Below are 12,984 nucleotides of genomic sequence, written 5' to 3' on the forward strand. Positions count from 1 at the left end.
TGCGGAACAGACTGGTGCGTCTCCGCGAGATTAGTGGGAGGCACGGGAAAAGAGCGTCGTTCTTATCCCGTCGCCAGGTCGGCCACGTCGCTCAGCACGGCATCCCGTGAGCGCCCGTATTTGGTAAGCACCTCTTCGGGGGAACTGATGAGGGCCTTCCACAGCGCCCAGGCAGCTCCTCGTAGCCATGCATCCTCCGGTAGCTCGAGCCGGTCGTGCAGTCGATCACGTTCGCGAGAACTGCAACTCAACCATGCGAAGGCCAGGTCGCAGGCGGGATCACCAACGCACGTCTGTCCGAAGTCGATAAGCGCCGCCAATTGGCCGCTGCTATCGAACAACATGTTGCCTGGCGCGACATCGCCATGGACCCACACCGGCGGCCCGGTCCACACCGTGGCCACGGCCGCATCCCAGAGTGCCCGACATCCCTCAGCGTGACGTCTGGCCAGGAGGGGGAGCCGGCTCTGTATCTCCTCGCCAACCGCGCTGATGTGACAGCCGCGGTAAGCAGATGCGCTTCCCGCCCATGGGCCGCCGACCGTGTCGCAGGCCTGCAATTCCCTCAGGGCGTCGCCCAAGCTACTGATGGCGCTCTCTCGCTCGCGCGTTTCAACCGCGGTTAAAGTGTGCCCCTCAATCCACTCGCGAACGGACCAGGGTCGGTTGAATGCCGCCGAGGAGGCCCCGGTCGCTACTACGCGGGGGATCGCGACGCGAAAGCTGGAACCGAGGATCGCGAGGGTTTGCTCCTCCCGGACTAGGCCGGCGACGTAGCCGTCCGCGCTCGGGAGGCGGACAGACATTCGGCCACCAAGCCGGAAGGTGCGGTTGTCCCACCCCTGAACTTCCACCGGGCGGATCGGCAGCTCCGACCACTGAGGGAACTGCTCCGACACAAGGGAGCGAACCAACGAAGAAGTGATCTCTTCGGAAGCGGCAGCCATCGCGCCAGCCTAGTTGACGACCTGTGAGCACTCGGAGACGCTCCGACACCTTCGTGAGATTCCGACACCTTTCGTGAGATCGGACAACGATGCCAAAAACTTTTCGTAACCAAACCGTTGCATTCGTTACCCGGCCGTTATACAGTGATCACACGGTGAATGTTTGCTGTGGCATCCACCGCATGTGATTGCAGGACACTCTTGGTGCAAGGGACAAGGGCCGGCCGGAAGCCTCTCCGACCGGCCCTTCACCATTGGCGATATTCTGTTCTCATGTCAGACCGAAAACTCGCGCTCGAAGCGTGGGAAGGCCTGTTCCGAGCACAACACGAACTCTTCGCCACCATGGCCGCAGACTTCGACGACACTCAGATCACGCAAGCCGAATACGACGTGCTGCTCACTGTCACGCGCGCGCCAGAAATGACCGCGCGCTTGCGCGATGTGACAGCGAACATGCTCATCAGCCAGCCCAGCGTCTCGCGCCTGGTCGACCGCATGGTCGCCCGTGGGCTGCTTTCGAAAAGCTCGGACCCGGATGACGGACGCGGCTCTTTGCTGACGGCGACGGATGCCGGCGCCCGCAGCTTCCGCGAGCTCGCGGCGGTGCACAGCCGTTCGATTGTCGAGAGCATGTCGCCGCTCGACGATGATGAGCTGCGCACGCTCCGCCGACTCACCAACAAGCTCCGCGGGCTCTGAACCGAGCATCCACAGCCTCACCCATCGGAGGCTATCTCTGGCATAGTCGAACCTGACGTTCCCGCGAAAGCCGGGGGCTCGGAGGGAAAACTATGGAGATCGCCGGAGCCTTCGGCATTCTGCTCATCGTCGGCATTGCCGTCATCGTCCTGATCGTGGTCGGCCTGATCGTCCTGCTGTTTGCACGCAGCTGGATTAAGGTCGCACGTGCCGATGAGGCGCTTGTCATCTCAGGACGCAAGCAGAAGGTGCAACGCACCGTAGAAACACGCAACGCCGACGGAAGCATTTCGGGCCAGCCCGAGCTGGTCGAATCCCCCGTCACCGTGATCGTCAACGGCAAGTCGCTCGTCAACCCGATCACCCAGCGCCACGAGATCATCTCGCTGCGCTCGCGCCAGGTGTCGCTCAACGCCGAAGCTCAGTCTCTCGACAGCGTGACGCTGAACGTCGACGGTGTTGCGATCGTTAAGATCGCATCCGACCCGCTCTACGTGCGCCGCGCTGCAGAGCGCTTCGCCTCACAGGACAAGGCGATCGAGCAGTTCACCACTGAGCAGCTCGAAGGCGCATTGCGCGGTATCGTCGCCACCCTCTCCGTCGTCGAACTGATGAGAGACCGTAAGAAGTTCTCTGACCAGATCGCCGCCGATGTCTCGCAAGATCTCGCCGAGCAGGGCCTGATCCTCGACTCGTTCCAGATCAAGGGCATCACGGACGCCGTCGGCTACATCCAGTCCCTCGGTGCACCGGAGATCCAGTCCAAGCGACAGTCGGCCGAGATCTCGCAGACGAACGCCGACCGCGCGATCAACCAGAGGGTCATCACCAACCAGGAATCCAACCTGGTCGAGCAGACCGCGCTCGACACGAACACCGCTAACGCCAACGCCGGCATCGGTCGAGCCCGCGCCGAAGCAGAGCAGGCCGAGCACCTCGCCCGTGCGCAGGCCGAGCAGGCAGTGCTCCAGCAGAACGCTGAGAACCGTCAGGCCCAGCTGGATGCTGACGTCAAGCGTGTTGCGGACGCGCAGAAGTACGAAGCAGAGACTCGCGCCCAGGCCGACCTGTACACGCGTGAGCGTGCCGCAGAAGCCGCTGCGATCGAGCAGGTGAAACAGGCTGAGGCCCGCACCCGCATCGCTGAGCAGCAGGCAGAGGCCGACCGTGCCCGCGCCGCCGGTGAAGCCCACGCCGCCGAAGCTAAGGCAACCGGTGAGGCCAACGCCCTCCGCGCGCTCGCCGAGGCCGAATCCGAAGCTCGCCGCCTTCGTGCCAATGCAGAAGCCGATGCTATCCGTGCAGAGGGTGATGCGCGAGCATCCGCCCTCGAAGCAGAGGCAAAGGCCATCGCGTCCAACCAGGAAGCGTTCCTGTCGCAGCGCGTGCTCGATGTGCTGCCGTCGATCATGAGCGAGTTTGCGAAGGGCTACGCCACGATCGGCAGTGTCTCGATCATCGGCGGTTCCGGCGAAGACGGTGCTTCCAGCGTCGTCGGCGCCGACAGCGCGAAAGCGTTGAAGTCCGTGTTCGACAGCGTGAGCTCCGCTACCGGTCTCGACCTCGCGGGAATCATCCAGGGCCAGGCTGTTGGCCGCGGAATCGGCGATGGACTCGCCCAGACACAGCAGCAGGCTCCTGCCTCCGCGCCGACGAAGCGTGCGAAGACGAAGCCCGCCGAACCTGCTGCCACTCCCCCGCCGACTGCATCGGCCGAGTAACTACTCAGAAGGCGCCGGCGCGGATCATCTGGTCCGTGACCGGCGCCTTCTGCATCTCGTCTCAGGCTGGGCCGCGTCGGCTTCGGCGCCGGCCGCGATCGCACGTACTGTCGCATCGTCATATCCATGCTCGCCGAACTCGTGGAGAGCGGCGGCGACAATGCGCTCGAGCGCTCCTGTTGCTGCGCGCGGACGCCCGCGCCCCCGAGTGGCGGTCATGGGTTTCAGCCTACGGCGCGGTCGTACACGCGCTCAGAACAAGAGACACTGGAGTGGTGACCCGTGCGCCGTTCGACCAGTTGAAGATCGGTCGTGGGCTGGCATTTTCCGCCGCCGTCGATGACCTCAACGCTGCGCTTGACCGCAATGCGTCAGTCGTCGTCAGCTCACCACCCGGAACGGGCAAGACCACACTCGTTCCGCCCATCATTGCCGGCCGTGTGTCCGGCCGAGTCATCGTGACTCAGCCTCGGCGGGTTGCCGCGCGCGCAGCCGCCCGACGGCTCGCCCAGCTGGACGGCTCACCCCTCGGCTCGCGCGTCGGATTCACCGTCCGCGGCGAGCGCCAGGTAGACAGCTCCACCCTGATCGAGTTCGTCACCGCCGGCGTGTTGCTGCGTCGCCTGCTCGACGATCCCGGCCTCGAAGGCATCGGCGCTGTCGTGATCGATGAGGTGCACGAACGCGCCCTCGAAACCGATCTGCTGATCGGCTTGCTCGGCGAAGTCCGCGAGCTGCGCGAGGATCTCATGATCGTCGCGATGTCGGCGACGCTCGACGCCGATCGCTTCGCGCAGGTGCTCGGCACGGATGCCGCTCCTGCCCCGGTTGTGACGCAGACGGTCGCGGCGCATCCGCTCACTGTGCGCTGGGCGCCGAGCCCCGCACCCCGGCTGGACCAGCGCGGCGTGACCTGGGCTTTCCTCGATCACGTCGCGAGTACAGCGGTCGACGCACATCGTGCGCTGATCCGGAGTGATTCGACGGCCGACGCCCTCGTCTTCGCGCCCGGCGCCCGTGAGGTCTCCGAGATCGCCCGGCGCATCCGCGGTCTCGGTGCAGAGTTCGATGTCCGCGAGTTGCATGGCCAGATTCCCCCCGCCGAGCAGGATGCCGTGATCGGTGGGCGCAGCGCAGGTGAAGTCCCACGCATCATTGTCACCACGTCCCTCGCGGAATCGTCGCTGACCGTTCCCGGCGTGCGCCTCGTCGTCGACACGTGCCTGTCTCGCGCACCGCAACGCGATGCTGCCCGCGGCATGAGCGGTCTGGTCACCGGTCCCACCTCCCGTGCCTCTGCCATCCAGCGTGCGGGGCGTGCGACCCGACACGGACCCGGCGTGGTGGTGCGATGCGTCGACGAGCGCACGTTCGCCGCAGCACCCGCGCGACCGGCCCCGGAGATCGCCACGACAGACCTCACCGATGCTGCGTTACTCCTCGCCTGCTGGGGTGCACCCGCAGGTGCTGGTCTTCGCCTCGTCGATCCTCTGCCCGCAGACAGCCTGAGCGACGCGCTCGGGGTGTTGTGCGGACTCGGCGCGATCGATGCCGATGGCCGTGCCACCGCAGCAGGCAGGCAGCTCGCCAAGGTCCCGACCGATCCTCGCCTCGCCCGCGCACTTCGCGACGGCAGCGCGCTGGTTGGTGCGCGCACCGCGGCCGAGGTCGTCGCCCTGATCGGCGGCGAACTTCGTGTCGCGGACGGAGATGTCGCGACCACGCTCATCGCGCTGCGAAACGGACGAAGCCCTGACACCCGCCGCTGGGAGCAGGAAGTCCGACGCCTCGAACGATTCACCTCCACTTCCAGCAAGACCAGCAACACAGGTGCAGAGCGCAGAAGCACGGATCCGGTTGGACTCGTCATCGCACTCGCCTTCCCGGAGCGGATCGCCCGCCGCGTCGATCACTCGACGCACGGTGCTATCTTCCTCCTCGCATCCGGAACCCGTGCGGGCATCGCTGGTCCGCTCGCCGGTGTCGAGTGGCTGGCGGTGGCCGATGTCACGCGCGCTCAGGATCGAGCTGCCGCCGGCACCGGAGCGATCATCCGCTCCGCCGCCGCCCATCTCTGAGAGCCAAGCGGAGCAGGCAGCGACTCATCTGATCACTGACCGGATCGAAGCCCAGTTCGTGAATGGGCGCGTCCAGGCGCGTCGCGAGCGTCGGCTCGGCGCGATCGTCCGCTCGTCTGTTCCTATGCGCGTTCAGGCAGGTGAAGGCAGCCGAGATGCCGCGCGCCGCGCCGTCGAAGAACAGGGCCTCGGGGTGTTCACCTGGTCAGAGGCCGCCGATGGATTGCGGCGGCGCCTCGCTCTGCTGCATCGCGAGCTCGGGTCCCCCTGGCCGGACGTCTCCGATGCCGCGCTCCTCGGCACCCTCGATTCCTGGCTCGCCTCTGAGCTCTCGACCCTCGCCACGGGCACTCCCGCCGCGCGCATCGATCTGACCTCGGCGCTCCGACGCGTGCTTCCCTGGCCAGCAGCCGTCGACTTCGACGCTCTGGTTCCCGAACGTCTCGAGGTACCCAGCGGTTCACGCGTGCGTCTCACCTACCCGCCTGTCGATGACCCGACTGCGCGGCCTGTTGTGGCAGTGAAGCTGCAGGAGTGCTTCGGATGGGCCGAGACGCCACTGCTGGTCGGCGGCCGAGTGCCGGTACTGTTTCATCTGCTCTCCCCCGGCGGACACCCGCTCGCTGTCACCGACGACCTGGCCTCGTTCTGGGCAGGACCCTACGCGCAGGTGCGGGCGGAGATGCGGGGACGGTACCCGAAGCATCCATGGCCTGAGGACCCCTGGTCGGCGGTTCCCACCCGGCACACGAAGCGTCGCGCGAACCAGAAGTAGACCTGGCGCGCCGCCCTGCTCGTTTGCGCTGGCTCGGCCGCTGCGGGCGCACAGACCCCGGAAACACGCGGCCGCCCGGAACCACACCCCGGACTTTTCAGGAGTTATGAACGGCGAGAGCTCAGCACTCGATGACGTTGACCGCGAGTCCGCCCTCGCTGGTCTCCTTGTACTTCGTGGACATGTCCAGGCCGGTCTGCCGCATCGTCTCGACCACGGCGTCCAGAGACACGTAGTGCTGGCCATCCCCGCGCAGGGCGAGACGAGCAGCCGTCACCGCGGTGGATGCGGCGATCGCATTGCGTTCGATGCAGGGAATCTGCACCAGCCCGCCGATCGGATCGCAGGTGAGACCGAGGTGATGCTCCATGGCGATCTCGGCGGCATTCTCGATCTGCCGATTCGTTCCGCCCATGACCGCGGTCAGCCCCGCGGCCGCCATCGCGCATGCGGAACCCACCTCGGCCTGGCATCCCCCTTCGGCGCCTGAGATCGAGGCGTTCGCCTTGAACAGCGACCCGAGAGCGGTCGCGGTGAGGAGAAAACGGCGGATGCCGCGCCGGCGATTCGCCTCGGCGACGAGGTGTTCCGGCCCGAGCCCCTCGGCAGGCTCGGGCGGCCTGGTATCCGAGGCTCCGCTGAACCCGAGCAGCGCACTGCCGACCAGTTCGCCGTGCGGGGTTACGGCGTTACCCGATCCGAGCCCAGAGTCGGCGAGGAAGCGCCACCAGTACATGGCAACGGCAGGAAGGATCCCGGCTGCGCCGTTCGTCGGCGCGGTGACCACCCGCCCTCCGGCGGCGTTCTCTTCGTTGACAGCGAGCGCGAAGGCGCCGAGCCACTCGCCAGGAATCTCTCTCGCCCCGTCCGCTTCGGATGCTTCCAGCTGCTCGCGGATCGCGCCGGCGCGACGCTTGACCTTGAGGAAGCCGGGCAGCACACCGTCGGCGTGCAGACCGGCGTCGACGCAGGACGCCATCGCATCCCAGATCGCGTCGAGGCCGGCCGCGACGTCCTCTTCAGAACGGAGCGCCATCTCGTTCAGCCGTGCGACGTCGGCGATCGACAGCCCGTGTTCGTCGCACAGCGCCAACAGCGATGCCGCATCGACATAGTCGTAGGGCAGGACACCGGAGCCGACGGACGCTTCTTCGCCATCACGGCGGATAAACCCACCGCCGACGGAGTAGTAGGTCTCTTCGGCGAGCGCGTCGCCGTCGATGCCCTCCGCACGCAGAGTCATGGCGTTCGGATGCCCGGGCAGCCGCGTACGCGGTGCGAACCCGATGTCGGTCTTTGCGAAAGCGACCGCGTGCGTGCCATCGATCAGCAACGATCCTGCGTCGGGGAAGTCGGTCCAGGCCCGGCGGACTTCTGCGGGATCGCAGGTCTCGGGTGCGAGTCCGCGGAGGCCTGCCACCACAGCATCGGGGGTGCCATGACCGATGCCGGTCGCGCCGAGCGAGCCGAACAGTGTGCACGTCACTCGTGCGACATCGGGAAGCTGCCCGCTGCGGCTCAACCGTCGAGCGAAATCAAGCGCCGCCCGCATCGGTCCGACCGTGTGGGAGCTCGAAGGTCCCACCCCGATGGAGAAGAAGTCGAATGCCGAGACGTACGCTGTCACGACTCCAGGCTACGCTCGGTTGCCAGACTCGCCAGGGTAAAAGAAGAAACGGTGATTGGTGAGTCACCCGACAACGACAAAAACCCCGCCGAAGCGAGGGTTTTATCCGGAATGTGCGCCCGAAGGGACTCGAGTATTGGCGCCCGGTGCACACATTCGTGCACACATTGCGCGGCGGGTGCAATCTCGTCCAGGGGCGGTCGAGCTCCTTCGCGAAAAGCATGCTCGCCGCCTTGAGTATCTCGTTCTGCAGCCACTTGATCTCTAGCTACCCGGACATATGCCGAACCACGCTCATCATCGTCGGGCAGTCAGCTCGATTCATTGGTGCTGGAGCGGATGCGGTCCCGCGATTGCGATGACCGAAACCGGTAATTTCGCCCAGCAAATCACCGGTTAACTCTTCCAAGTGGGAATTTGCGCAGGCCATCCCGCCGTTCATCCGCGAACTCGACTACATGCCGCCACTGAAGGTGACGCTCCACACCGAGCGCGCACTGCTCGCTATAGCCCAGGCCGACATCGACGCCGAGGGGCACTCCGCCGCCCTCAGCCGCTTCATGGTTCGCTCAGAGTCCGCCGCCTCTGCGATCCTGCACCGCTCATCGACCTGTTCGCGCTTTCTACGCGCGCGGCCGCCGAATGCTCCCGCGAGACCATCGCCCGGCTGAAGGCGATGCCCGAACTGTGGGCTGCAGAGCTGAAGCCACGCGCGAACTCCACTGCAGCTGCTCTCATCCAGGCGTTCTACGACCACCCCGTCATGAGCACCAACGAGATCGAAGCCACAGCCGGTTCCCCCACAGCCGCCTACAGGGCGATCGACCAGCTGGTCAACGCCTGCTTCATCGAGGAGATCACGGGACGCAAGAAGGACCGCGTCTGGGCGGCATCCGAAGTGATGGCCGAGCTCGACGATCTTGACCGCCGCATCCAAGCAGCCATGCACGAAGGAAAGCAAGACTGATGCTCGAGTGGATCTGGGAGAAGACACCGGATGGGACCAGCCGGTTCGTGCAGCGACGCCGCGTTCCAAGCGCGGACGGCCGACGCGAGGTGCCGGTAACCAAGCGCCACGAGCGGGTCGACGTCGAGCCCCACTGAGTGCGATAGACGCGCCTAGGCTGAGGCCATGCCTGACGCCATCGAGTTCATCCGCAATGCTCCTCTGGGAACGCGGATGACCGTGCGCAAGCGGATCCCCGGCGGCTTCACCGACGCTGTCGGCTTCTTGCGGGAGTGCAGCGACGGTGGATGCGTGGTGGAAACGCGGCGCGGGCTGGTCGCCATCCGGCTGGATGATGTGACCGCGGCGAAAGCGGTACCGCCCCCTCCGCAGCGCCGCGCACCGCGGTACCCGCCGCTGGGCTGACCGGCCCTTCCGCCGAGCGCGGGTCCTTCCCTGGCGCAGTTCAAGCTTTACCCGCGCGATCTCATGATTGTTCCTGCCGGTTGGTACCACCTTCGAAGCGGCGACCTCAAGCTCCTCTGATTCGCATCAGACGCGATCAGAAGACCCGTAGAAACAAAAAAAGAGCCGATTATCGGCTCTTTTTTCGTTCATTTGCTTCAATACTCTGTGCGCCCGAAGGGACTCGAACCCCTAACCTTCTGATCCGTAGTCAGATGCTCTATCCATTGAGCTACGGGCGCATATTTTCGGCCTGTTCCAGTGGAACGGGCCTCAGCAAGAATACATGACGAGTGCCCTGAATGCGAAACCGGGCGTCAACCCTGCGTTTCGCGCTTTCGTCGCGCTCGCTGCTCAGACGAAAGCGCTTGCAGATCGACGAGCCGAAGGGCCTGCATCCGCGCCTCGCGCATGACCGCGTACTGGGGATCTTGGTCGGGACGCATGCCCTCAACATGCAGACGACGATCCAGGTTTCCCCGCACATCCGCCCAGGCAGCCTCACGTGCGTCTTCGACCAGCACCCCGAGTTGCTCAGAGTTGTCTGCCATCGCCTTCAACCGATCAGCGACACCTGCCGACTGCTTGGCACGACGACGAAGGTTTCGCACATCGCGATCACGGTAGTCGTGCGTGCCGGAGGGGTCGGAGTGGCGGCCACGAGCCCGTCGACGGAGTTTTGTGACCATTTCGGCAGCCTGCTCGGATTCAGCCGCCATCGCCAGCAGCGCGTCGCGCGCGACGTCAAGGTACTGCGCAGCATCGAACACCCCGCCCTTGGCGATCGTGCCCACGAGAATCTGGTTCTTCACGGCCAGGCGTGCAGCGGCCGCGGCAATGGCGACGCCCTCGGCGATAGCATCCGCAGTTCGTCCCACCACAACCTCCTGCCAAAATCGTACCGTTACCCACCGACGCCATTGTCGGTAACAATAGAACTCAGCTCATGGCGCAAACCCGATACGCGCCTCGAGGAGGAATTGATGCCACGGCTCACCCTGACCGGAAACACTACCGTGATCACCGGTGCCGCCAGCGGCATGGGTGCCGAAATCGCACGGCAGCTGTCCGATACCGGCGCAGACCTCGCTCTGATCGACTATAACGCCGAAGCTCTGACAGCCCTCGCAGCCGATCTGCCGGGCCGGGCCACGACGCACATCGTCGATCTGCGCTGCGACGAGGCGGTCGTCGCGGCTGCCGCCGACGTGACAGCCGCGCATCCGCGGATCAACGCGCTCATCACCTGCGCCGGCTCGTCCATGCTCGGAAGCCTCGACCAGCTGACCATGGAGGAGATGCGCTGGCTCGTCGATGTGAACCTGTGGGGCACGGTGTCGATCACCAAAGCGCTCCTGCCGGCACTGCGCCGCGCACCGCGGGCCCACATCACCCATCTCGCCAGTGTCTACGCCCTCGCCTCACCGGCCGGCCGTATCCCCTACTCGATGAGCAAATTCGCCGTGCGCGGCTTCTCTGAAGCACTTCGCCATGAACTCGAAGACAGCACGGTCAGCGTCGGAGCAGTGTATCCGGGTGGCGTGCGCACCGGCATCATCCTGCACGGACGCTACGCCGCCGCCATTGACCCTGCCGTTGCTGCACGCGCGGCATCCGCCCAGGCCGCGATGTACCACACCGAGCCTGCGGACGCCGCGGCGCGCATCATCCGCGCGACCGAACGCCGCAAAGCCCGCACCATGATCGGCCGAGAAGCGCGCATCATCGATCTGCTCACCCGGCTCACGCCGACGGGTTACTGGAGCGTCATGCGCGCGCCGCTGCGCCAGGCGGTCGATACGACAACCCCGGTGAAGTCGCACGGCCGAGCGAAGTAGCCCGGCCCGGTGAGGGGTCAGCGCACGGAGCCGACCCAGATTCCTGAGGCCCACACCTGCTGGTCGTGCCCGCAGCCCACCGACCCCGGGTACCCACGTACCACCGCCATGCAATTGGCGAGGAACTCCGGATCGCTGCCGAACATCGACTGATAAGCCGGCGCCGAGTTCAGCGACCCCCACACGGCGAACTGATAGATGTGCGCGAGCTCATGCGCCATCGCCCAGTTCAGCCGGGATTCATCCCACCCGGCGACATCAGCGCGGTATTTGATGTAACCGTTACTGTTCGCGCATGCCGGTGCTGTTCCCCCAGCGCAGGAGGCAGATTCGTAGAGCCCAACCGCACCACCGCCGACATGATCAAGGGCAGCACGCACACGGGCATAGCCGTCCGCGCCGCTGCTCGACCACAGTGGTGCATCGGCCGCGGCGGCGCGCCGCTGACTCTCCTCCCATGTGCCGAGCCCTTCATTCACCTTGGCGGTGAGAGCGTGAATCGTCGCTGTGGCATTGGTCACGACGACGGGGTCCTCGTCCTCCTGAATCACGGTGTTCTGCGCACCGACAGCAGCCGCGCGATACGTTGCGGTGTCGATCTTCCCCTCCGCCTTCGCCAGCGCGTCACGCAGAGCGGCAACTTCAGAAACGAAGCCTGCCCGCACCGCGAGCACGGCCTCCAGCTCGGCTTGTTCACCCTCGTGGTGCGCGATCAGCGACTCGAGGTAGCCACCGCGGGCAGTGGTCGTGGTGAGCTCCGACTGCGCCGTCTTGCTCTGGGCGAGCAGCACCGCGCGCTGACTCTCCAGCGAGTGTGACTTCGCGGCGAAGGCTCCGCCGCCCACGATCAGGAGCGTCACGACGACCACGAGCACGCGCCGGAGCATCATTCCAGAAACCCGTCGGTGTCGGCGAGCTGTGCCCGCTGCTCGGCAATCGCAGAACGCAATGCGGTCAGCTGCTCAGCGCGCTGCAGGTTCTCGTTACGCGCGCGCTCGAGGTTCGCATCCAGCACGGCGACGTTCTGGTGCATCTGCTCAAGCGCCGCTTCCCGTTCCTGGTCTGCGAGCACGACAAGTGCCCCGCCGCCCACTAACAGCAGGGCGCCCAGAGCAAGTGCGAGAATACGCATACTTCTTCCCAGCAATCGGAGTCCCCCTCCGCAGAACCGAGCTTATTCGCTCAACGTTGCGAGAGATGACGGGTCGGGCTGGAACCGCCGCACGGCAGCCTGTCGCCCCTCTTCAAGATGCTGGACAACGCGCTCCTTGACGAGCTCGACATCACGCGCCGCGATCGCTTCGTAGAGTCCCCGGTGTTCCTGCGCCATCGCCTCGAGGTCATCGTGCTGGCCGAAGACCCATTTCAGACGCGTGCCGAACACCCGCACCATCTCGGTGAGCATGTCGTTGCGAGCCAGCACCGCCATGTACTCGTGGAAAGAACCGGCTGCCGCACGCGACTCGTGGACGTCACCCGCGCGAGCAGCCTGCTCCTCGCGCTCCACCCGGCGCCGCAGCTCCGCCAGCCCGGCTTCATCATGGCGCTCGGTCGCATACACGAACAGCAGCAGCTCGATGGACTGACGCACTTCGGCGAAGTCCTGAACGTCCTGCAGGCTGAACTCGCGAACAACGGCCCAGGTGCGCGGACGCGCAACGACGATACCCTCGGCATCCAGCATCCGAATCGCCTCACGCACTGGAAGCCGCGAAACAGCCAGCTCTGCGGCGATGTCGCGCTCGACGATCTTTGACCCGGGCGCTCGTCTGCCCAACACGATGTCCTCGCGAAGCAGACGCGCAACGCGCACTGATTCGAGTTCCCCCGAAATTGCCCCCATGCAGGCATTCTCCCACTCGGCACACTATTTTGGTATCCCGTT

General features: G+C 65.6%; 15 protein-coding genes and 1 tRNA gene. 8 read left to right on the top strand and 8 right to left on the bottom strand.

The window, feature by feature from the left end; genetic code table 11:
* Positions 1–62 precede the first annotated feature (62 nt).
* A complete protein-coding gene (locus ACW5CM_RS05515; RefSeq protein WP_457124406.1) occupies positions 63–947 on the bottom strand; it encodes an aminoglycoside phosphotransferase family protein in 885 nt (294 codons plus the stop codon).
* Between the two features lie 273 nt (positions 948–1,220).
* On the opposite strand from ACW5CM_RS05515, the gene ACW5CM_RS05520 reads away from it, so the two are divergent.
* The gene (locus ACW5CM_RS05520) at positions 1,221–1,649 is read left to right on the top strand and encodes a MarR family winged helix-turn-helix transcriptional regulator (protein WP_439255839.1); all 429 of its coding nucleotides are present in this window, start codon (positions 1,221–1,223) and stop codon (positions 1,647–1,649) included.
* Positions 1,650–1,741: 92 nt separating this feature from the next.
* Entirely contained in the window at positions 1,742–3,370 is a 1,629-nt protein-coding gene (locus ACW5CM_RS05525; protein ID WP_438255668.1) for a flotillin family protein, read from the top strand.
* 24 nt (positions 3,371–3,394) lie between these two features.
* Here the strand turns inward: ACW5CM_RS05525 and ACW5CM_RS05530 are convergent, their stop codons facing one another.
* A complete protein-coding gene (locus tag ACW5CM_RS05530; RefSeq protein ID WP_438255667.1) occupies positions 3,395–3,589 on the bottom strand; it encodes a TetR family transcriptional regulator in 195 nt (64 codons plus the stop codon).
* Between the two features lie 56 nt (positions 3,590–3,645).
* Between ACW5CM_RS05530 and ACW5CM_RS05535 the strand changes: the two genes are divergently transcribed.
* Together ACW5CM_RS05535 and ACW5CM_RS05540 are read left to right on the top strand one after the other, a co-directional pair.
* Positions 3,646–5,448, top strand: coding sequence for a helicase-related protein (locus tag ACW5CM_RS05535; protein WP_457124407.1), 1,803 nt, complete (start codon positions 3,646–3,648; stop codon positions 5,446–5,448).
* 58 nt (positions 5,449–5,506) lie between these two features.
* Entirely contained in the window at positions 5,507–6,223 is a 717-nt protein-coding gene (locus ACW5CM_RS05540; RefSeq protein WP_457124408.1) for an ATP-dependent helicase C-terminal domain-containing protein, read from the top strand.
* A 121-nt stretch (positions 6,224–6,344) separates the two neighbouring features.
* Here the strand turns inward: ACW5CM_RS05540 and ACW5CM_RS05545 are convergent, their stop codons facing one another.
* Positions 6,345–7,850, bottom strand: coding sequence for an L-serine ammonia-lyase, iron-sulfur-dependent, subunit alpha (locus ACW5CM_RS05545; RefSeq protein ID WP_438255665.1), 1,506 nt, complete (start codon positions 7,848–7,850; stop codon positions 6,345–6,347).
* Positions 7,851–8,526: 676 nt separating this feature from the next.
* Between ACW5CM_RS05545 and ACW5CM_RS05550 the strand changes: the two genes are divergently transcribed.
* From ACW5CM_RS05550 to ACW5CM_RS05560, 3 genes are read left to right on the top strand one after another with little or no spacing between them, the layout of a single operon-like run.
* Positions 8,527–8,817 (top strand): hypothetical protein, encoded by a 291-nt coding sequence (locus tag ACW5CM_RS05550; RefSeq protein WP_438255664.1) that lies wholly within the window; start codon positions 8,527–8,529, stop codon positions 8,815–8,817.
* Complete coding sequence (locus tag ACW5CM_RS05555) at positions 8,817–8,954, top strand: hypothetical protein (RefSeq protein ID WP_438255663.1); 138 nt, start codon at positions 8,817–8,819, stop codon at positions 8,952–8,954. Before ACW5CM_RS05550 ends, ACW5CM_RS05555 begins: the two co-directional genes overlap by 1 nt.
* A gap of 28 nt (positions 8,955–8,982) precedes the next feature.
* Positions 8,983–9,222, top strand: a complete 240-nt coding sequence (locus ACW5CM_RS05560) for a putative acetyltransferase (protein WP_438255662.1) — start codon at positions 8,983–8,985, stop codon at positions 9,220–9,222.
* Between the two features lie 208 nt (positions 9,223–9,430).
* Here the strand turns inward: ACW5CM_RS05560 and ACW5CM_RS05565 are convergent.
* A tRNA-Arg gene (locus tag ACW5CM_RS05565) sits at positions 9,431–9,503 on the bottom strand.
* Between the two features lie 75 nt (positions 9,504–9,578).
* Positions 9,579–10,139 carry an asparagine synthase gene (locus ACW5CM_RS05570; protein ID WP_438255661.1) on the bottom strand — a complete coding sequence of 187 codons (561 nt, stop codon included), beginning with the start codon at positions 10,137–10,139 and terminating at the stop codon, positions 9,579–9,581.
* Positions 10,140–10,244: 105 nt separating this feature from the next.
* On the opposite strand from ACW5CM_RS05570, the gene ACW5CM_RS05575 reads away from it, so the two are divergent.
* Positions 10,245–11,099, top strand: a complete 855-nt coding sequence (locus ACW5CM_RS05575; protein WP_457124409.1) for an SDR family NAD(P)-dependent oxidoreductase — start codon at positions 10,245–10,247, stop codon at positions 11,097–11,099.
* Positions 11,100–11,116: 17 nt separating this feature from the next.
* Here ACW5CM_RS05575 and ACW5CM_RS05580 read toward each other — a convergent pair whose 3' ends face one another.
* From ACW5CM_RS05580 to ACW5CM_RS05590, 3 genes are read right to left on the bottom strand one after another with little or no spacing between them, the layout of a single operon-like run.
* Positions 11,117–11,989, bottom strand: coding sequence for a hypothetical protein (locus ACW5CM_RS05580; protein WP_439255833.1), 873 nt, complete (start codon positions 11,987–11,989; stop codon positions 11,117–11,119).
* On the bottom strand, positions 11,986–12,231 hold the full coding sequence (locus ACW5CM_RS05585; RefSeq protein ID WP_438255658.1) for a hypothetical protein: 246 nt from the start codon (positions 12,229–12,231) through the stop codon (positions 11,986–11,988). Before ACW5CM_RS05585 ends, ACW5CM_RS05580 begins: the two co-directional genes overlap by 4 nt.
* Positions 12,232–12,273: 42 nt before the next feature.
* The gene (locus ACW5CM_RS05590) at positions 12,274–12,942 is read right to left on the bottom strand and encodes a GntR family transcriptional regulator (RefSeq protein WP_457124410.1); all 669 of its coding nucleotides are present in this window, start codon (positions 12,940–12,942) and stop codon (positions 12,274–12,276) included.
* Positions 12,943–12,984: the final 42 nt, after the last annotated feature.

This window comes from Microbacterium wangyouchuni (assembly GCF_054072595.1).